The following is a 19,972-nucleotide window of genomic DNA, read 5'->3' on the forward strand; positions in this document are numbered from 1 at the left end:
TGGATTACTGCGTGTCTTGGGGAAGGAGCACCAACCGGCCCGCGATCTCGCGGTTCTCCAGTCGGAAGTGGGCTTTGCCGGCATCGGCCAGCGGCACGGTCTCGGACACGAAGGGGCGGATCTTCCCCTCCGCCACGAGCCGCAACGACTCGTCCAGCTCCTCGCGCGTGGTGGCGTAGGCGCCGATGATCTCCAGCTCCTTGACGATGACGAGGCCCGGGTTGAGGTCCACCTTGCCCGACTCCAGGTTGCCCACCACCACCACGCGGCCGCCCGGCGCCATCGCCTTGAGCGTCTGGGCGAAGGTGGCGCTGCCCACGATTTCAATCGCCACGTTGACGCCCTCGCCGCCGGTGCGCTTGCGCGCCTCGGCCGCGAAGTCCAGCCCGCGCGACACGATGACCTCGTCGGCGCCCGCCTCGCGCAGCGCCTGCACCTTGGCCTCGCCGCTCGTCACCGCGATGACGCGCGCGCCGTCCAGCTTCGCGAGCTGCACCGCCGCCAGACCCACGCCGCCGCTGGCGCCCGTGATGAGCACCGTCTCGCCGTCACGCACCCGGGCGCGCGTGCGCACCGTGTGCACCGCCGTGCCCAGCGTGCAGCACACCGTGGCCGCCACCGGCCAGGACAGGTTCGCCGGCACCCGGCCCAGGCCCATCACCGGCGCCGTCATGTACTGCGCGTAGCCGCCGGAGATCTCCTCGCCGAAGAAGCGGTTGTCCTTCTTGCACAGGCTGTTGCGGCCGCTCTTGCACAGCGCGCACTCGCCGCACGACAGCCGCTGCAGCGTGGCCACCCGGTCTCCCACCTTCCATCCCGGCGTGTCCGGCCCCACCTCCACCACCTCGCCCGCCGCCTCGTGGCCGAGCACCGCCGGCACGTGGGTGCGCGGCAGGTTGCCCTTGCGGTTGATGACGTCGTGGTAGCACACACCGCAGGCATGCACGCGGATGAGCACCTCGCCACGACCCGGACGGGGATCCGGCAGGGTCTCCAGGCGCAGGTTGCTCGCCTCACCGAACTCACGCAGAACGACAGCCTTCATCCAAGACTCCTGCTGGGAAAAGACGCTGGCTCAAGCCCCCACGAGCTGGTCGCGGTAGCCATGGGAATCGATCGACCGGATCGCCGCGAGGGTGCGCGCGTCCGGCAAGGGGGTGATGGACAGCCGCTCCTCGGCCTGGAAGGAGAAGCCGGTACGCTCGGAGATCTGCTCGACGCTCGCCCAGGGGTGGCGCGCGAGCAGCCGCGCCCCCGCCGCGCCCAGCTCGAAGACGCCGAGATCCGAGATGAGCCGCACGGGACGGCGATCATCCCGCGTGGTGGCCACCTGCACCTGGGGCACCAGGTTGCGGCGAGACTGCCGGGGCACGAGCAGGATGGGGCGGCGCACCCACTGGCGCAGCGTGGCCGCGCCCGCCACGCCGGGGAACTTGGTGCGCGGCTCGCCGAGCCGCCCCGAGGCCGTCATGTTCGTGCGGCCCAGGCCATCCACCTCGGCGGCCCCGAAGAACACGGTGTCCACCCGCCCCCGGCGCGCATGATCGAAGAGGTCCGGGATGGACACCTCCGCCGAGCGCCCGTCCAGGAAGCGCAGATCCTCCGACGAGGGGTGCAGCGTGGGCAGGTCCGGGTTGAGCGAGCCCACACACGCCAGGTACGTCAGGCGCGGGGCATGCGTGGCGCGCGCCACGGCGATGGCGAGGATGGCCAGCGGCGAGGCCACCCCGGTGGCCACCACGGCGCCGTCCTCGATCTCCCGGGCGAGCAACGACACCACCACTTCGGCGGGAGTCACGTCCGCGCTCATGCCACGCTCCGCTTGCTCAAGAGTTTCTCCAGGAACTCCGCCTCGCGACCGGACTCGGCCAGGGCGAGGTAGTCCGCCAGCATCGCGTCGTCATGCGGGTAGAGCCCGGCGCACCCGGAGGGCAGCGCGCCCCCGCGCGAGAGCGCCACGCGCTCCACCTGGAAGCCGGGAATCGTCACCCGGGGCAGCCGCGCCACGCGCTCCTCGGCCGTCGCCAGCACCCGCTTCGCCGCGCCCGCCACCAGCACGTCCGTGGTGGGGTCCTCGATGAAGAGGTTGCCCTGCTCGTCCGCCGCCTGCGCGTGGATGAGCGCCACGTCCGGGTAGAAGGCCGGCTCCACCGGAACGGCCTTGCCGGTGAAGGGATCCGTCACGGTGGGCAGCGGCTCGGCGTCGGCCAGCTCGGACACGTCCGCGTCCGGCGCGGGGATGAAGGGCAGACCCATGGACGCCGCGCGCAGCCGCTGCACCACGCGGTAGCCATCATGCTCGCGCCACGAGATGCGCCCCTGCTCGATGGCCCGCTTGAGACACGGCAGCGGCCGCACCCGCCCCTGCAGGTGCAGCGCGCCGAAGGGCAGCTCCACCCGGGACAGACAGCCCCCGGCCACCAGGAACTCGGCGGGCAGGGGGTTGGGCAGCGACATCACCTGGAGGTTCTTGCGGCCCTGCGCGATGAGCTCCAGCACCAGCGCCATGGGCGCGCGCCCGAGCATGAAACCACCCGGAGCCAACCACGCCCCGTCCGGAATGGTGGCCACCAGCTCGGCCACACTTCCCCAACGACCCGCCTTCATGATGCACCTCCGGAAACGGGCGGGCGCTCGCGGGACAACGGCGAAGGCGCCCCCGGGACCACCCCGGGAGGGGTCACCAGGCCCGTGAAGAGCAGATCCACCATGTCGTCCGCCACCTGGGTGGCCGTCAGCCGCCCCCCGGGTTGGAACCACTTGTAGATCCACAGAATCATGCCCAGGAACGAGAACGCGGCCACGGTGGGCTGCACGGCGCGGATGCGGCCGGTGCGCATCGCCTCGGCGAACGAGTCCTCGAGGAAGCGCACGTAGCGCTTCTTGCGCCCATCGATGGAGGCCCGGGCCTCGCCGGTGAGCGTGTTGTGCTCGTGGAGGATGATGATGACCTCCTTGCTGCACCCGCCCGTCACCCCCGTCACCAGGTGGATGTTCAGCCGCATGCACTCGCGCAGCCGCTCCACCGGGTCCGCCAGGCCCCGCACCTTCTCGAGCACCTCCTGCTCGAAGGCGCTCATGCCGTAGCTCATGATGTCCGAGAGCAGTTGCTCCTTGTTCTGCACGTGGTGGTAGAGCCCCGCCTTCGTCATCTGACACGCCGCGGCGATCTCCTGCATCGACGTGCCTTCGTAGCCGCGCTCGCAGATGAGCCGGGCCGCTGTCTCCAGGATGGCCTGGTAGCGCTCGCCGTCTTCCTGCTTCCGACCCGAATGCATCGCGTGTCCGCTCCCTGGGTGCCCGTCCGGCCAACCGTTCTCAGCCACCTACCGACCGGTCGGTAATTCCCACGGGTCAACATTCAGCGTCAAGGGAGAAAGGGGATTCAGGTTGAAAAATCCAGCATGGCTGTACATCCATGAAAAGGAGAGGCTTCACGACGGGGGTTGTCGGCGTGACATGGCGCGGCGCGGCGCGACTTGACGGCCCACACGGGGAGTACGCGACCATCTCGAATTGATGGATGCGACCGGACACGACATGGGGGGCGGCCTCGAACCATCCACCACCTGGCTCGTGAATGGGGGCGAGATGGGGGAGCGAATCCGCGCCAAGGACTGGTCGGAGACCCCTTTGGGCCCTATCGAGTCGTGGCCAGCCTGCCTGCGCACGGTGGTGTCCCTGTGCATGGCCTCTCCCCTCCCCGTCCTCATCGCCTGGGGGCCCCGACGGGTGATGCTCTACAACGATGGCTGCCGCGCGCTCAGCGGAGGCCCGCCGCCCCACCTGCTCGGCCAACCCCTCGGCGAGTATTGGGGGGCGAGCTGGGCGGAGCTGCGCGACCATTACGACAAGGCCTTCGCGAGCCAGCCGGTCATCCTCGAGAACCAGCCCTTGTTCCGCGACCGCGGCGGCCGCCTCGAGGAGACGTTCGTCTCGGGAACCTTCAGCCCGATCCGCGATGAGAGCAGAGCGGTCGTGGGGGTGTGGAACCCCCTCACCGAAACCACCCGGCAGGTGTTGCACGAGCGCCGGACACGCGCGCTGCGCGACGTGGCCATGGCCATGGCCAATGCCCAGACACTCCCGGAAGTCTTCACGCTCGCCGCGCGGACGCTCGAGGGGTACGCGCACGATCTCCCCTTCACCCTCTTCTATGTCCGGGACACCCGGGAAAGCACCCTGCGGCTGGTGGGTGGCACGGGCCTCCCGCCTGGCACGGCGGCGAGTCCCCCCCTCCTTTCCACCCACGGAGACACCACCAGCGGATGGCCACTCGAGGAGGTGCTGCGCGCGCGTCGGCCCGTCCAGGTCGGACACCTCGAGCAGCGCTTCGGACCCCTGCGCTGTGGGCCGTATCCGGAACCGCCCCGGGAGGCGGTGGCGAGCCCCATCTTCCTGCCAGGAGAGCAAGAGCCCACCGCGCTCCTGCTGGCCGGGGTGAGCGCACGTCTGGAGTTGAATGAGCCCTACCTCGAATTCCACCGTCTCCTGGCCAGCGCGGTGACCACCGCCGCCCTCCAGGGTCATGCCCGGGCCGACTGGGTGAAGTCACGGCGGCGGGAGGAACAGCACGCGGCCGAGCTGGAGGCGGTCATCCAGAGCATTCCCGACGGCGTCTGCATCGCCGATGCCTCGGGCCACATCCGCGCCAATCGGATCGCTCCGGAGATCCTGGGCTCCAGCGGTATCGAGGACGCGCTCCATCGGGCCCTGCGCGGAGAGACGTCGACGCGCGAGGTGTACCTGGCCCAGAGCGGCACCGAGAAGCAGCGGGTCATCCGCTCGGCCACCGCGCCCGTCCGGCTGCGCGAGACGATCGTCGGAGCGGTGAGCATCAACGTGGACATCACCGAGCGCAAGCGCGCCGAGGCGGAACGGGAAGTCCTGCTGGCCAACGAGCAGGCGGCCCGGAGCGAAGCGGAGCGGGCCAACCGGAAGAAGGACGAGTTCCTCGCGCGAGTCTCGCACGAGCTGGCCACCCCGCTGGTGGGAATGCGGCTGTGGCTGGAGCTGCTCCAGACGGACGAGAGCCGGCGGACGGAGGCGATCGCCGCGCTGACCCAATGCACGCAGACCCAGTCGAGGATCGTCCACGATCTGCTGGACACGGCGCGGGTCCTCTCCGGCAAGCTGAGCGTGATGATCGAGGCCTGCGAGCCTGGCGAGCCCATCCAGGCCGCGGTCGCCGACCTCACGCCCCTGGCCCGGCAGAAGGGCCTGGCGCTCGAGATGATCCTCCAGGAGACGACCCTGGTGCAGGCGGACCCGAGGCGGATGCGGCAGGTGGTGTCCAACCTGCTGTCCAACGCCGTGAAGTTCACCCCGCCCGGGGGAAGGGTGGAGGTCCGCCTGGAGCCGGAGCGCGGAGGGGTCTGCATCGTCGTCCAGGACACGGGCAGGGGCTTCCCGTCCGAGTTCCAGCCGTTGCTCTTCTCGCCCTTCCGTCAGGAGGAGGAGGGCACGACGCGCGCCAACGGCGGATTGGGCCTGGGGCTCGCCATCGTGCGGCAGTTGGTGGAGTTGCAGGGTGGCACGGTGTGGGCGGAGAGCCCGGGCCGGGGCCAGGGCGCGATCTTCACCGTGTGGCTGCCCGCCCACGAGGACACCGGCGAGCCCCCTCGCGCCGAGAACACGAGCGCCGTCGTGCTCCAGCTCGAGGGACTCCGGCTGCTGCTGGTGGAGGACGACGATCTCACGCGCACGGCGGTGGCGTCGATCCTCGAACACCATGGCGCGCGCGTGGAGGCGGTGGAGAGCGTGGCCAGCGCGCTCTCCATCCTGAGCGGCACCAGCGGGTTCGACGCGCTGGTGTGCGACATCGCCATGCCCCGGGAGGACGGCTACTGCCTCATCCGCGAGGTGCGCGCGATGAACGGACCCATCAGCCAGGTGCCCGCCGCCGCGTTCACCGCCCACATGCGCGAGGAGGATCGCATCCAGGTGCTCGAGGCGGGATTCCAGATGCACATCCCCAAGTCCCTCGAGCCCGACCAGCTCATCGCCCAGCTCAGGCTCCTGGTGGGCGAGCGGTCCGCGAAGTCGTGAGCCGCACGGGGCCTACGCGCCCTCGCCCCGATCCCACGTCCCGGAGCGACCCCCGGCCTTGTGATCCAACTGGACGCGCTCGAGCACCATGCCCCGATCCACGCTCTTGCACATGTCATAGACGGTGAGGGCCGCCGCGCACGCCGCGGTGAGCGCCTCCATCTCCACGCCCGTTCTATCCACCGTGCGCACCGTCACGCGGAACTCCAGCCCGTCCTCCACCGGGGTGGGCTCCACCTCCACGCCCGACAGGGCGATGGGGTGACACAGCGGGATGACGTCCGGCGTGCGCTTGGCCGCCATCACCCCGGCGAGCCGCGCGGCGGCCAGCACATCCCCCTTCTCCACCTTGCCCTGGAGGATGCGCTCGATCGTCGCCGGGAGCATGCGCAACCGAGCGGTCGCCACCGCCACCCGCTCCGTCTTCTCCTTGCCTCCCACATCCACCATCTTCACCGATTCATCGCCTCCGACACCGCGGCGATCAGATCGTCGGCGATGTCATCTGGATCTTCCAACCCCACCGAGACACGGATGAGGCTCTCGCCGATACCGGCTGCCTGCCGCTCCTCGGGAGTCATGCGGCGCGCGCTCGCGCTGGCCGCGTGCATCACCAGCGTGCCCACGTCTCCGAGCGAGGGCGCCGCGCGCGCGAGCTTCACCGCCTCCAGGAAACGGAAGCACTCCGGACGGCCCGCCCCCTGGATGTCGAAGGCCACCATGCCGCCAAACCCCCCGTGCAGGACGCGCCGGGCCACCGCGTGATCCGGATGGTCCGGCAGACCCGGGTAGTGCACGCGCGAGAGGAGCTTACAGTCGGAGAGCCGCCGGGCCACGTGCGCCGCGTTCTCGGCATGGACCTTCATGCGCACCGGCAGGGTGCGCACCCCGCGCAGGGTGAGCCACGCCTCGAAGGGTCCCAGCACGTCTCCGTTGAGCAGGCGCGCGGCGCGCAGGGGCGCGAGCTTCTCGCGGCTGCCGCTCACCGTGCCGCCCAGGGCATCGCTGTGCCCGTTGAGCCACTTCGTCGTGGACTGGATGGAGTAGTCCGCCCCCAGCGCGCACGGCCGCTGGCCATGCGGAGACGGGAACGTCGCGTCCACCGCCAGCAGCGCCCCCACCTCCCGGCAGGCCTGGGACAGCGCCGGGAGATCCGGCACGCGCAGGAGCGGGTTGGTGATGCTCTCGGCGAGCACCAACCGGGGACGCAGCGCGCGCAGACGCTCGGGCGCGGAGGGCTCCGAGAGCACGAGCGCCTCGATGCGCGCCCCGGTCCGCTCGGCCAGGTTCTTGAAGAGCAGACGGGTGACGCCATAGCCATCCGCCGGCATCACGAGCGTGTCCCCCGGCTGGAAGCGCTGCGCATCGAAGACGGCGCGCAGCGCGGCCATGCCGCTGGAGTAGGCCACGCACGCCTCCGTGCCCTCCAGCGCCGCCACCGCCTCCTCCAGGAGCGCCGCGTTGGGCGCGGCGATGCGCGAGTAGACGTAGTCCTTGCCGTCCAGGGCCTCGTCCAGCTCGTCGCTGTTCTCGAAGAAGCTCACCGCGGACATCTGAATGTGCGGCACCACGGGCTGCGACTTGCTGCCCGTGAGCCGCGAGCCCGCGTGGACCGCCACCGTCTGGGATTTCGTGCTCGTCTTGGTGCTCATGAGGGGCTCAGGCGCCTTCCTCGATGAGCCAGCGCTCCGCGTCGATGGCGGCCATGCAGCCCGAGCCCGCGGCGGTGATGGCCTGGCGGTAATAGCTGTCCTGCACGTCGCCACAAGCGAACACCCCGGGCAGCGACGTGCGGGTGCTGCCGGGCACCGTCTTGAGGTAGCCCGAGGGGTGCAGTTCCAGCACGCCCTGGAACAGGTTCGTGGTGGGCGTGTGCCCGATGGCCACGAACAGGCCCGAGGCCTCCACCTGCCGCGCGTCGCCCGTCTTGAGGTTGCGCACCACGGCGGCCGTCATTCCGCGCTCGTTGCCCAGCACCTCCTCGACGGCGCTGTCCCAGATGAAGGAGATCTTCGGGTTCTTCAACGCCCGGTCCTGCATCACCTTCGAGGCGCGCAGGGAGTCACGCCGGTGGACGACGGTGACGCTCTTGACGATCTTCGCCAGGTACGTGGCCTCCTCCATGGCGGTGTCGCCACCACCCACCACCAGCACGTCCTGGTTCTTGAAGAAGGCCCCGTCGCACGTGGCGCACGCGGACACGCCCCGATTCTTGTACTGGTCCTCGCCCTTGACGTGCAGCCACTTGGCGCTCGCCCCGGTGGCGATGATGACGGTCTCCGAGTAACAGCTCACCGACTCGCCCTGGATGAAGAAGGGGCGCTTGGACAGGTCCACCTTCACCACGTTCTCCATGTGGATGACGGTGCCAAAGCGCTCGGCCTGCTTCTGGAAATGATCCATCAGCTCCGGCCCGGTGATGCCCGTGGGAAAACCCGGATAGTTCTCCACCTCGGTGGTGACCATGAGCTGACCGCCGGGCACGCGCTGCGCGTCCTCGAGCGTGGGGCCACCGGCGAACATGACCGGCTGCAGGTTGGCGCGCGCGGCATAGATGGCCGCGGTGTAGCCCGCGGGCCCCGAGCCGATGATGGTCACCTTGTTGATCTTCTCCGCCACGGGTCGTCGCTCCTGTTTCTCGAAGGGAAAGGGGTTGCCACCGTACCAGAGCCCCTCCGGTCATGGTACGAAGCTGCGACACCATGGATGCCTTGCTCCTCAAGAAGGTTGCGCTCTTCGAGGGCCTCACCCACAGTCAACTCCACCGGGTGGCGGCGATCGCCCGGCCCCGGGGCTACGAAGCGGGCGCCTGTCTGTTCCGGGAGGGAGAGGTGGGCAAGGAGATGTTCATCCTCCTGGAGGGCAAGGTGCGCATCTCCCAGCAGGTGCCCGGCATGGGCGAGGAGGCGCTCGCCATCCTGGAAAAGGGCCAGTACTTCGGGGAGATGTCGGTCATCGAGGACATCCCCCGCTCGGCCGACGCGTTCGCCCATACCGCGTGTACGTTGTGGGTCATTGAACGTGAGCAGCTGGACCAGCTGATGTTCACGGACAAGGATCTGGCGTATGTGCTGTTGTGGAGCTTCGTCCGGACCCTGTCCGTGCGACTGCGAGAGTCGAACGAGAAGATGAAGACGTTCCTGGCGCTCTCGCGGTTCTGAAGCAAGGGGGCGACCAGCCACCCACCAGCGCCCCGGCGCGAGGCCAGGGCATGATTGGGTGTTGGCGCGCCGTCCTCGCGCCCGGAGGTTGCCCATGACGATTCACAAGGTCCTGCTCGTGGATGATGAGGACGACATCCGCACCATCGGCCAGGTGAGCCTGAGCCGGGTGGGCGGCTGGCAGACGGTGCTCGCCTCGTCCGGGGCCGACGCGCTGACCAAGGCCGCCGCCGAGCGGCCCGACCTCATCCTCCTGGACGTGATGATGCCGGGCATGGACGGGCCCACCACCCTCGCCCGGCTTCGGGCCCAGGAAGCCACCGCGGCCACGCCCGTCATCTTCATGACGGCGAAGATCCAGAAGCAGGAGATGGCGCGCTACCTGGAGCTGGGCGCCGTGGGCGTCATCGGCAAGCCCTTCAATCCGCTCACCCTGCCCGCGGACATCAAGAAGCTGCTGCCGTCCACCTGATCCCGCCGTCCTCCGCGCGATGAAACTTCCCGCCGTGAGAGCCCGCTTCGCCCAGCGCACCCTGCTCGCCACGGGGGCCCTGGCGCTCCTGTGCGTCGTCTTCGCGCTGGGCCGCCCCCTCGACTCCAACGAGTACGACCAATACCGCCTCCGGCTGCGCCAGCTCCGGGTGCAGAGCAACGCGCTGGAGCGAGACCTGCTCCAGTTCCACCTGGGTCTGTCGGGCACGGTGGACAGCCCACCGGAGTCCTTCGCCAGACTCCGCGGCGAGGTGGAGGAGCTGCGGCGCGTTCCGCCCCGGTTGCGGGCCGAGGAACAGCAGAAGCTGGGCACGGCCCTGGACGGCTTCGTGCGCGCGCTGGTGGACGAGGAGCTGCTGCACACACGGCTGCGGCAGATCGAGCAGCGCCGCAACGAGGTCCAGGCGAACCTCGAGCGGACGTCCTCCGAGCTCGCCGCCTCGCGGCCGCCAGGAGAGCCCCGCGAGCGGGTCCGGCTGCTCACGCGGGCCATCCGCGGCGGCGCGGAGGACGGCGACCTGCCCCACCTGGAGGGGGCGCTCGCCGCGCTCGCGAGGGAGCTGGCCGGCCAGCCCGACACCGAGGCGCCGCGCGCGAAGCTGGAAGCGGAGGCCCGGGGTCTGCTCGCCCGCGCGAAGGAGGCCCGGGAGACACTCCAACTCCTGGTGGAACGCGCCGCCAGTCCCGCGGCCGATCAGGTCATCAGCACCTACTTCCAGGTGCACGAGCAGGCGCAGGCGCGAGCCGAGCGCTCCCGCGTCGTCCTCTTCGTCCTCACCCTGCTGCTCGCCGCCTTCGTGCTGCAGGTGCTCTGGCGCCTCACCCGCGCGAGCGAGGCGCTCGACACCCTCAACGCGGAGCTGGAGCGGCGGGTGGAGGAGCGCACCGCGGCGCTGTCCACCGCCAACGCGGAGCTGCGCGAGAGCGAGGCGCGCAAGGCGGCCATCCTGGAGAGCGCCCTCGACGGCATCGTCACCCTGGACGAGGCGGGCCGCATCCTGGACTTCAACCCCGCCGCGGAGCACATCTTCCGGCTGCGCGGCGCCGAGGCCCTGGGTCGCGACTTCCGCGCCCTCGTCCTGTCCGCGTCGGTGAAGCCCGAGCAGCACCTGGCGGTGACGCGGGCCCTGCGCGCCGACGCCGTGGCGGGCCAGGCCACGCGCCTGGAATTGCCCGCCCTGCGCACCGACGGCTCCACCTTTCCCGCCGAGCTCACGCTCCTGCGGGTGCGCAGCGAGGGCCCCCCGCGCTTCACCACCTACGTGCGCGACATCACCGAGCGCCAGGAGGTGGAGCGGCTGAAGAACGAGTTCGTCTCCACGGTGAGCCACGAGCTGCGCACGCCCCTCACCTCCATCCGCGGCTCGCTGGGCCTGCTGGATGGCGGCATCCTCGGGGAGCTTCCCGCGGCCGCGCGGGACATGGTGCGCATCGCCTGCTCCAACACCGAGCGCCTCATCCGCCTCATCAACGACATCCTCGACCTGGAGAAGATGGAGTCCGGCATGCTGGAGCTCAAGCTCCAGCCGGTGGAGAGCACCGAGGTCATCGAGACCACCTTCGGCGGCGTGCAGGCCATGGCGGATGGAGCGCGCGTGCGCCTGCGCCACCAGGTCATCGGCGCCGGCACGGTGCGGGCGGACCGGGACCGGCTCATCCAGGTGCTCACCAACCTCGTCTCCAACGCCATCAAGTTCTCCCCCGTGGACGGCAAGGTGGAGGTGACGGCCGCCCAGGACGCCCGCGGCCAGGTGCGCTTCACCGTGAAGGACCAGGGGCCCGGCATCCCCCCGGACAAGCGCGACCGGCTCTTCGGCAAGTTCCAGCAGATCGACAGCTCGGACTCGCGCACCAAGGGCGGCACCGGGCTGGGGCTGGCCATCTCCCAGGCCATCATCGAGCAGCACGGCGGCCACATCGAGGTCCACGGCGAGCCGGGCGAGGGCGCCACCTTCTCCTTCGCGCTGCCCTCGGCGCGTGCGGGCTCGGGCGTCGTGTCGCGGGTGATGGACGAATCGCGCCACTCCATCCTCGTGGTGACCACGGACGCGGAGCTGTCCGGCCGCATGCGCGGCCTGCTCACCCACGAGGGCTACCGCGTGCTGCGCACCCCCTCGCTGGAGGAGGCCGAGCGGCTCATCGACGTGGGCGCGCCGGACGCGCTGGTGGTGGATCCCCGACACACCGAGGGCCGGGAGATCGACTTCGTGCGCCGGCTGCGCGAGCAGCCGCGCACCCGGGAGCTGCCCATCATCATGCTCACCGAGCAGCACGAGGGCTCCGTCCAGCCCCTGCTGGTGGACTGGATGCTCAAGCCCTTCGACGAGGCGAGCTTCCTGCGCACGGTGCGCTACGCGGTACGCCAGCCCGGCCAGGCGCGCGTGCTGCTCGTGGATGACGACGTGAGCACGCGCCAGGTGCTCCGCACCCAGTTGGAGCGGCTCGGCGCCGTCTGCTACGAGGCCCAGGATGGAGAGGACGCGGTGGCGCTCGCGCGCGCCACCCCGCCGGATCTCATCGTCCTGGACGTGGGCCTGCCCCGCATGGACGGCTTCGAGGTGGTGGACATCCTGCGCCAGGGCAAGGGCCGCGGCACGCCCCTCATCGTCTTCACCGGGAGGGACCTGTCCTCGGTGGACGAGCACCAGCTCACGCTCGGCCATACCCGCCACCACATCAAGACGCGCACCACCGAGGAGGCCCTGATGACCTCGGTGAGGGAGCTGCTCAACGGACTGCTGGCCGAGCACGAGGGCGGCCACGGGCCCCACCAGGAGGCGTCATGATTCGCCGCAAGCTCCTCTTCCTGGAGGACGGCGGGGAGCCCCGATCGCCCGTCGCCGCCTACCTGAGCGAGCGCGGCTACCAGGTGGAGACGGCCCTCGGCGTGGCGGAGGCCCGCGCCGTGCTCTCGCTCGAGCGGGTGGACGCCGTCATCGTGGACCGGCTGCCTCCGGGGATGAGTGACACGGCGCTCATCCAGGAACTGCGCCGCGCGGATCCCCACCTGCCCGTCCTCTTCGCCTCCACCTTCCCGAAGGACCTGCGCGCCCACACCCCCGCACCCCAGGAGCTCGTCGCCTGGGTGGAGGAAGCCGTGGTGCCCCGCCCTCCCCCACCGCCCAGTCGCTCCCTGACGGACAACGCCGAGGACGAGGACATGGCGGCCATGCTGACGGCCCTGCGCACCGAGTACCTGTCGCGCCTGGGCGACAAGGTGCGCGAGCTGTCGGACGCGGTGCTGCGGGCCCGGTCCAGCCAGGCGCCGGACCTGGAAGAGGTGTCCTCGCTCGCCCACAGGCTGCACGGCACCGCTGGCTCCTACGGCTTGCACGCGGTGAGCACCGCCGCGGGGCGCATGGAGTTCCTCCTCGAGTCCGCCCGGGCGCGGGGGACGGCTCCCGACTGGAACGCCGTGCAGGAGTCGCTGCGGGAGCTCACGCGGCTCGCCGGGGGCGAGGGCTGATCCCCCCCCCCGCGCGGCCCTCAATCCCTTTCAGTACTCCGTGATGAATGAATGCCGGTGAAAATCCATGCACCGCGCGACGCGGACGTCTGCCCATGAAATTGGAACTCTCCTATTACAATGGAATATCCAATTCCTGACCGCCTGGACAACAGGCAGGCAAGCGATTTCCGTGTTGAATAGAGAATATCTTTGAGAGATGCTGAGAACGCGCGAAATCCCAGGCGTCCCCACGCCGGCGTTACTCAGGAGCACACGAGAACGATCCAGTCCTCCTCTCCCGCACGCCAGGAACCCCACGGCTTCCCTGACGTAACGGGAGGGGCGCGTCCCGCCGTCCCCCCACCCGTCTCCGGGTGAAAAGCCTCGCACCGTCTGTCTTTATCCCGCCCCAGGAAGCCTCTCCGTGAAAAGAACACTGCTGCTGGCAGATCTATTGCTTGTCATCGCCGTCTCCGCGTGCGGCGCTCCCAATACCCCTGACACCGGAGGCACCCCCGACAGCGACGTCGCGGATGCCTCCACGACGCTGGTCGTGCAGAACTGCACCCCCCTCACGGCCCAGTCGGTGCTGGCCAGTGGCAATGATGGAAATGGGCCGCAGAACACGATGGATGACCAGCTCGGCACGCGCTGGAGCAACCTCGGCAAGGGCTCGTGGATCGACTACGACCTGGGCTCGCTCAAGAGCATGCAGGGCGTGGCGATCGCGTGGCACGAGGGGAACCTGCGCGCCAATACCTTCACGCTCTCCGTCTCCCCGGACGGGATGAACTACACGCAGGTCTACTCGGGCAAGAGCACCGGCACGACGGCGGCGGCGGAGACGTACACCTTCAGCGCTCTGACCTCGCGCCGCCTGCGCATCACCTTCCAGGGCAACACCCTCAACGAGTGGGCGAGCATCGCCGAGGCGCGCGTGTGCGCCGGCCCGGCCACCGCCTCCGGCGTGGTGTGGAAGGCGGACTTCGAGACGAAGGATCGCTCGCAGTGGGACAGGGAGCAGATGGTGAGCGCGGACCGGCTGGCGGTGGTGACCTCTCCCGTGCGCCAGGGCGGCTATGCCCTCAAGGCCACCGTGAAGCAGGGGGATGATCCCATCAACTCCAGCGGCAACCGCAACGAGCTGGTGAAGATGACGAACGAGCCCTCGGGCTCGGAGTACTACTACCGGTGGAGCACGATGTTCGCCGCGGACTTCCCGAGCGCCAAGACGTGGCAGCTCTTCACCCAGTGGCACCACAACGGCAGCAGCGGCTCGCCCCCCGTGGAGTTCTACGTGTACAGCGAGGAGGTGCGGCTGAACATCGGCGGCAGCCCGGGAGTCATCGTCTGGAAGACGCCGCTGGTGCGCGGCAAGTGGCACGACTTCATCTTCCACGTGAAGTGGTCCGCCAGCGCCAGCGAGGGCTTCGTCGAGCTGTACTACGACGGCCAGCTCGTGCTGCCCAAGCGCTCCATCGCCACCCAGTTCTCCGGACAGGTCAACTACCTGAAGGTGGGGCTGTACCGCAGCGACACCGTCGCGCCCACGGGCGTCGTCTACCATGACAACTGGATGATGGCCCGCGGCCTCCAGGACGTGCTCTAGTCGCCCCCGCGATGGACGACGAGCAGCGGGCACCAGGTACACGACTCGGGCGGCTGTGGCACCGGCTGCGCCGCCCCGCGTGGGCGCGCCTGCTCATGGACGTGCTGCTGCTGGCGCTGCTCCTCACCGGGGTGTCCCTCTGGCAGACGCGCCACCTGCCCACGGGGGCGCCCGCGCCGGACCTGCTGCTGCGCCCCCTGTCCGGCGGCGAGCCGGTGCGCCTGTCCTCGCTCCGGGGCAAGCCCGTGGTGCTCTCCTTCTGGGCTCCGTGGTGCGGGGTGTGCAAGGCCGAGTCCTCCACCCTCTCCGCGCTCCAGGGCATGGTGGGCAACTCCGCCCGGGTAATGTCCGTGGCGGTGGCCTACGAGGACGAAGCGGACGTGCACCGCTTCGCCCGGGAGCAGGCCGTGGACTACCCCGTGCTGCTCGGCGGCTCCGAGGCGATGCGCGCCTTCACCCTCGAGCAGTTCCCCACCACCTTCTTCATCTCCGCCGAAGGCCACATCGAGCGCGCCTCCGTCGGCTACACCACGCGACTGGGATTGCTCTGGCGCCTGTGGCTGTGAAGGCCAGGGCCCCACGCACCGCCTGACTGGCCGCCTGGTGAGGGGGAGGCCGAGCGATCCTCGCGCCCTCTTGAATGCTCACCCCGGGATGGGTGTTGCGGGGCGCCGTGCTCAACATGATGGAGCAGTCCCCAGGTTCATCAAGGGAGGCCCACCATGTCCGACAATTCCCAACCATTCCTGACCGACATCACGGAGATCCGCCGCCGGGCACGCGAGCACCTGGACAGAGGTGCCCTCACCCAGGACTACGAGGGGGATGTGCAGGTCACCATCAAGGTGCTCAACGAGGCGCTGGCCACCGAACTCGTGTGCGTGCTGCGCTACAGCTCGCACGCCGTCGCCGCGCAAGGCATCAACAGCGAGTCGGTGAAGGCGGAGTTCCTCGAGCACGCGAGGGAGGAGAACGACCACGCCATGCTGCTTGCCGAGCGCATCAGTCAATTGGGTGGCGAAGCCAACTTCAACCCCGAGGGCCTGCTGTCACGCAGCGCGAGCCAGTTCATCCAGGGCAAGAACCTGGTGGAGATGATCCGCGAGGATCTGATCGCCGAGCGCATCGCCATCCAGACCTACCAGGAGATGATCCGCTACTTCGCCAACCATGACCCGACCACCCGGCGCCTGTTGGAGGAGATCCTCGCCAAGGAGGAGGAGCACGCCAACGACATGCATGACCTGCTCGTCGCGCACCAGGGCCACCCGATGCTCAACAGCTGAAACCCTTTGAACCCCTTCGTGCCCGGGGCGCCTCGTGCGCCTCGCGGACATGACCTCGCGCGTCCCTCCCTCCTTCCACCCGGAAGGGCGAGGGATGACCTCTCAGGTCTCCTCTTCAATCCCAACCCAGACATCCGCCTCTTGACAAGCCACGTCAAGACGTGGGAGGAGACTGCCCCGAAAACGATAATGAGAACCATTCTCATTATCAAGTTCTCACGAGGAGAATTCGGATGGGGACGAGAGCCCAGGTGGCGCTGGTGACGGGAGCGGCGCAAGGCATTGGGGCGGCGGTGGCCCGCGCGCTGGCGGGTGAGGCCACGATCGCGGCGCTCGACACGAAGCAGGCGGGGTTGGAGGCGCTGGTGGAGGGGCTGCGCGAGCGGGATCGCCGGGCCGAGGCCTACGTGGCGGACGTGAGTGACGCGGCCGCCGTGGAGGCGGTGGTGGAGCGCATCGAGCACGAGCTGGGGCCCATCACCACCCTGGTCAACGTGGCGGGCGTGCTGCGCATGGGCCCGGTGGTGGGCTTCAGCGACGCGGACTGGGCGACCACGTTCGCGGTCAACACCCACGGCGTGTTCCACGTCTCGCGCGCGGTGGCCCGGCGCATGGTGCCGCGCAAGTCGGGCGCCATCGTCACCGTGGGCTCCAACGCCTCGAGCGTGCCGCGCATGCAGATGGCCGCCTACGCCGCCTCCAAGGCCGCCTCGACCATGTTCACCAAGTGCCTCGGCCTGGAGCTGGCCCAGCACGGCATCCGCTGCAACGTGGTGTCCCCGGGCTCCACCGACACGGAGATGCAGCGCTTGCTGTGGTCGGACGAGAACGGCGCGAAAGCGGTCATCGCCGGCGCGCCCGAGACGTTCCGCGTGGGCATCCCCCTGCGCCGCATCGCCACGCCGGAGGACATCGCCGAGGCGGTGGCCTTCCTCGTGTCCGAGCGCGCCCGCCACATCACGCTGCACGACTTGTGTGTCGATGGCGGCGCCACCCTGGGCGCCTAGGCGCCATGTCCGCATCCCACAAGGAGACCCCCATGTCCGAACGTCCCATGACCCAGACGCTGGCGACCCAACTGCTCGACAGCTACGAAGCGGGTTCCTCGTTCTTCTTCGCCTCGCCCAAGCGCACCCTGCTCACGCGCGGCACCTTCGCCACCGTGCCGCCCCTGGAGGGCCCGGACGCGCTCCAGCGCCTGCCCGAGCACGTGACCACGGTCCTCAACGAGGCGCGCAACGCCGGGCATGACATCCCCGTGGTGGTGGGCGCGGTGCCCTTCGACGGCTCGCTGTCCTCGCACCTGGTGGTGCCCATGACGTTCCAGCGCGGCGGGCCCCTCTCGTTCGACACGGCCTCGCCCGCGCGCCCCTCCTCCACCGCGCGCTACACGGTGCGCCCCGTGCCCGAGCCCGCCGCCTACCTGCACGGCGTCGCCCAGGCCCTGGAGCTGATGCGCAGCAGCCCCCTGCGCAAGGTCGTCCTCTCGCGCTCGCTGCACCTGGACACCCCCACCCCCATCGACCTGACCCAACTGCTGCGCAACCTCGCCCAGCGCAACACCGCGGGCTACACCTTCGCGGTGGACCTGCCCGCCCAGCCCGGCACCTCTGGTGGCGGCCGCCGCACGCTCATCGGCGCCAGCCCCGAGCTGCTCGTGTCGCGCTCCGGACTCCAGGTGCTCGCCAACCCGCTCGCGGGCTCGGCCGCGCGCAGCGCCGATCCCGTCGAGGACCAGCGGCGCGCCTCCGCCCTGATGGCCTCCCCGAAGGATCTCCACGAGCACGCGGTGGTGATCGACGCGGTGGCCGAGGCCCTGCGGCCGTACTGCAAGACGCTGGACGTGCCCGCGGGCCCCTCGCTCATCCACACGCCCACCATGTGGCACCTGTCCAGCCGCATCAGCGGCGAGCTGAAGGATCCCTCCATCTCCTCGCTCACCCTGGCCGCGGCGATGCACCCCACGCCCGCGGTGTGCGGCTTCCCGACCCGGCTGGCACACGAGGCCATCGGCTCCATCGAGCCGTTCGATCGCGGCTTCTACACGGGCACGGTGGGCTGGTGCGACGCGACGGGTGACGGCCAGTGGGCGGTGACCATCCGCTGCGCCGAGGCGGACGAGCGCACGCTGCGGCTCTTCGCGGGCGCGGGCATCGTGGTGGGCTCCACGCCCGAGTCCGAGCTGGCCGAGACCGAGGCGAAGTTCCGCACCATGCTCCAGGCCATGGGGCTCGGGCAGGGCGCCGAGGTGCAGCCGTGAGCGTGGCCGGCAAGGACATCCTGCCGGGCTTCACCCCGTGGCCCGAGGAGTTCGCCGCGCGCTACCGCGAGGCGGGCTACTGGCGCGGCGAGACGTTCGGCCAGTTGCTCCGGGATCGCGCCACGCGCCACCCCGAGCGCCTGGCGCTCATCGCCGGGACGCAGCGCCTGAGCTACCGGGAACTCGACACCCGCGTGGACCAGCTCGCCGCCGGCTTCCATGCCCTGGGCATCCGTCCGAGGGATCGGGTGGTGGTGCAACTGCCCAACATCGGCGCGTTCCTCGAGGTGATCTTCGCGCTGTTCCGCCTGGGCGCGCTGCCCGTGTTCGCCCTGCCGGCGCACCGCCAGGCGGAGATCGGCTACTTCTGCGAGTTCACCGAGGCGGTCGCCTACATCATCCCCGACAAGCACTCGGGCTTCGACTACCGCACGCTGGCCGAGCAGGTGCGCGGCTCGGTGCCCACGCTGCGGCATGTGATCGTCGTGGGAGACGCGGGTCCGTTCCAGGCACTGAGCGGGCTGTACGCCGAGCCCGTGGCGCTGTCCGGCCCGGCCCCGAGCGACGTGGCCTTCTTCCAGCTCTCGGGCGGAAGCACGGGCGTGCCCAAGCTCATTCCGCGCACGCACGACGACTACATCTACAGCCTGCTGGGCAGCGTGGAGATCTGCCAGCTCGACGGGGACAGCGTGTACCTGTGCGCGCTGCCCGCCTCGCACAACTTCCCGCTCAGCTCGCCGGGCACGCTCGGCACGCTGTACGCGGGCGGCACGGTGGTGATGGCGCTCAACCCCAGCCCCGACGAGGCCTTCCCCCTCATCGCGCGCGAGAAGGTGACGATCACCGCGCTCGTGCCCCCGCTGGCGATGATCTGGCTGGAGGCCGCCCAGGCGCGGCGGCATGACCTGTCGAGTCTGCGGGTACTCCAGGTGGGCGGGGCCCGGCTCAGCGACGAGGCCGCGAAGCGGGTGCGTCCCACCTTCGGGTGCACGCTCCAGCAGGTGTTCGGCATGGCCGAGGGCCTGGTCAACTACACCCGGCTGGACGATGACGAGGAGCGCATCTCCACCACGCAGGGCCGCCCCATCTCCCCCGCCGACGAGATCCGCGTGGTGGACGATGAGGACCGCGACGTCGCTCCGGGCGAGACGGGCCACCTGCTGACGCGCGGCCCCTACACCATCCGGGGCTACTACAAGGCCGAGGTCCACAACGCGCGGGCCTTCACCACCGACGGCTTCTACCGCACGGGAGACCTCGTGCGGGTGACTCCCCAGGGCGACCTGGTGGTGGAGGGACGCGCGAAGGATCAGATCAACCGGGGCGGGGACAAGGTCGCGGCCGAGGAGGTGGAGAACCACCTGCTGGCGCACCCCGCGGTGCACAACGTGGCAGTGGTCGCCATGCCGGACACGTTCCTCGGCGAGCGCACCTGCGCGTTCATCATCCCGCGCGAGAAGACGCCCCCCACCCCCGCCGCGCTCAACGCATTCCTGCGCTCGCGCGGACTGGCGGCCTTCAAGATTCCGGACCGCATCGAGTTCGTCGACGCGTTCCCCCAGACCGGCGTGGGCAAGGTCAGCAAGAAGGACCTGCGCGGAGCGCTCGCCGCCCGCCTGGGCTCCAGGACCTAGCCCCTCGACACGCTCTTCCCCCTTCCCTCTTCCG

At 70.0% G+C, this 19,972-nt stretch carries 18 protein-coding genes; 11 read left to right on the forward strand and 7 right to left on the reverse strand.

Annotation, left to right across the window (positions count from 1 at the left end; translation table 11 throughout):
- Window positions 1-4 precede the first annotated feature (4 nt).
- The 4 genes from CYFUS_RS37230 to CYFUS_RS37245 are packed head-to-tail and all read right to left on the reverse strand — an operon-like array spanning window position 5 to window position 3,278.
- Window positions 5-1,045 (reverse strand): alcohol dehydrogenase catalytic domain-containing protein, encoded by a 1,041-nt coding sequence (locus CYFUS_RS37230; protein WP_095989520.1) that lies wholly within the window; start codon window positions 1,043-1,045, stop codon window positions 5-7.
- 30 nt (window positions 1,046-1,075) lie between these two features.
- Window positions 1,076-1,810, reverse strand: a complete 735-nt coding sequence (locus tag CYFUS_RS37235; RefSeq protein WP_095989521.1) for a CoA-transferase subunit beta — start codon at window positions 1,808-1,810, stop codon at window positions 1,076-1,078.
- Window positions 1,807-2,607: a CoA transferase subunit A gene (locus CYFUS_RS37240; protein ID WP_095989522.1), complete on the reverse strand. Its 801-nt coding sequence runs from the start codon at window positions 2,605-2,607 to the stop codon at window positions 1,807-1,809. Before CYFUS_RS37240 ends, CYFUS_RS37235 begins: the two co-directional genes overlap by 4 nt.
- Entirely contained in the window at window positions 2,604-3,278 is a 675-nt protein-coding gene (locus CYFUS_RS37245; RefSeq protein ID WP_095989523.1) for a TetR/AcrR family transcriptional regulator, read from the reverse strand. Before CYFUS_RS37245 ends, CYFUS_RS37240 begins: the two co-directional genes overlap by 4 nt.
- A 409-nt stretch (window positions 3,279-3,687) precedes the next feature.
- Here CYFUS_RS37245 and CYFUS_RS37250 point away from each other — a divergent pair, with 409 nt between their 5' ends.
- Entirely contained in the window at window positions 3,688-6,048 is a 2,361-nt protein-coding gene (locus CYFUS_RS37250) for an ATP-binding protein (protein WP_157758878.1), read from the forward strand.
- A gap of 12 nt (window positions 6,049-6,060) precedes the next feature.
- On the opposite strand, the gene moaC is transcribed toward CYFUS_RS37250, so the two are convergent.
- From moaC to trxB, 3 genes are read right to left on the reverse strand one after another with little or no spacing between them, the layout of a single operon-like run.
- Entirely contained in the window at window positions 6,061-6,504 is a 444-nt protein-coding gene (moaC, locus tag CYFUS_RS37255; protein WP_095989525.1) for a cyclic pyranopterin monophosphate synthase MoaC, read from the reverse strand.
- On the reverse strand, window positions 6,501-7,700 hold the full coding sequence (locus CYFUS_RS37260) for a trans-sulfuration enzyme family protein (RefSeq protein WP_095989526.1): 1,200 nt from the start codon (window positions 7,698-7,700) through the stop codon (window positions 6,501-6,503). The genes moaC and CYFUS_RS37260 overlap by 4 nt, the downstream gene beginning before the upstream one ends.
- Before the next feature lie 7 nt (window positions 7,701-7,707).
- The gene (trxB, locus tag CYFUS_RS37265; protein ID WP_095989527.1) at window positions 7,708-8,667 is read right to left on the reverse strand and encodes a thioredoxin-disulfide reductase; all 960 of its coding nucleotides are present in this window, start codon (window positions 8,665-8,667) and stop codon (window positions 7,708-7,710) included.
- Between the two features lie 83 nt (window positions 8,668-8,750).
- Here trxB and CYFUS_RS37270 point away from each other — a divergent pair, with 83 nt between their 5' ends.
- The 10 genes from CYFUS_RS37270 to CYFUS_RS37315 all read left to right on the forward strand — a co-directional run bounded on the left by CYFUS_RS37270 (window position 8,751) and on the right by CYFUS_RS37315 (window position 19,938).
- Window positions 8,751-9,209: a cyclic nucleotide-binding domain-containing protein gene (locus tag CYFUS_RS37270; RefSeq protein WP_071897197.1), complete on the forward strand. Its 459-nt coding sequence runs from the start codon at window positions 8,751-8,753 to the stop codon at window positions 9,207-9,209.
- 94 nt (window positions 9,210-9,303) lie between these two features.
- The gene (locus CYFUS_RS37275; RefSeq protein ID WP_095989528.1) at window positions 9,304-9,681 is read left to right on the forward strand and encodes a response regulator; all 378 of its coding nucleotides are present in this window, start codon (window positions 9,304-9,306) and stop codon (window positions 9,679-9,681) included.
- A gap of 34 nt (window positions 9,682-9,715) precedes the next feature.
- Window positions 9,716-12,487: an ATP-binding protein gene (locus CYFUS_RS37280; protein WP_095989529.1), complete on the forward strand. Its 2,772-nt coding sequence runs from the start codon at window positions 9,716-9,718 to the stop codon at window positions 12,485-12,487.
- The gene (locus tag CYFUS_RS37285) at window positions 12,484-13,167 is read left to right on the forward strand and encodes an Hpt domain-containing protein (RefSeq protein ID WP_095989530.1); all 684 of its coding nucleotides are present in this window, start codon (window positions 12,484-12,486) and stop codon (window positions 13,165-13,167) included. The genes CYFUS_RS37280 and CYFUS_RS37285 overlap by 4 nt, the downstream gene beginning before the upstream one ends.
- A gap of 406 nt (window positions 13,168-13,573) precedes the next feature.
- Window positions 13,574-14,758, forward strand: a complete 1,185-nt coding sequence (locus CYFUS_RS37290; protein WP_095989531.1) for a heparin lyase I family protein — start codon at window positions 13,574-13,576, stop codon at window positions 14,756-14,758.
- Window positions 14,759-14,769: 11 nt separating this feature from the next.
- A complete protein-coding gene (locus CYFUS_RS37295; protein WP_232537018.1) occupies window positions 14,770-15,324 on the forward strand; it encodes a TlpA family protein disulfide reductase in 555 nt (184 codons plus the stop codon).
- Window positions 15,325-15,480: 156 nt separating this feature from the next.
- A complete protein-coding gene (locus CYFUS_RS37300; protein WP_095989532.1) occupies window positions 15,481-16,044 on the forward strand; it encodes a ferritin-like domain-containing protein in 564 nt (187 codons plus the stop codon).
- Between the two features lie 233 nt (window positions 16,045-16,277).
- On the forward strand, window positions 16,278-17,051 hold the full coding sequence (locus CYFUS_RS37305) for a 2,3-dihydro-2,3-dihydroxybenzoate dehydrogenase (protein ID WP_095989533.1): 774 nt from the start codon (window positions 16,278-16,280) through the stop codon (window positions 17,049-17,051).
- 32 nt (window positions 17,052-17,083) lie between these two features.
- On the forward strand, window positions 17,084-18,304 hold the full coding sequence (gene dhbC, locus CYFUS_RS37310) for an isochorismate synthase DhbC (protein ID WP_095989534.1): 1,221 nt from the start codon (window positions 17,084-17,086) through the stop codon (window positions 18,302-18,304).
- Window positions 18,301-19,938: a (2,3-dihydroxybenzoyl)adenylate synthase gene (locus CYFUS_RS37315; RefSeq protein ID WP_095989535.1), complete on the forward strand. Its 1,638-nt coding sequence runs from the start codon at window positions 18,301-18,303 to the stop codon at window positions 19,936-19,938. Before dhbC ends, CYFUS_RS37315 begins: the two co-directional genes overlap by 4 nt.
- Window positions 19,939-19,972 lie beyond the last annotated feature (34 nt).

It is taken from the genome of Cystobacter fuscus, from assembly GCF_002305875.1.
GTDB classification, from domain to species: Bacteria; Myxococcota; Myxococcia; order Myxococcales; family Myxococcaceae; genus Cystobacter; species Cystobacter fuscus_A.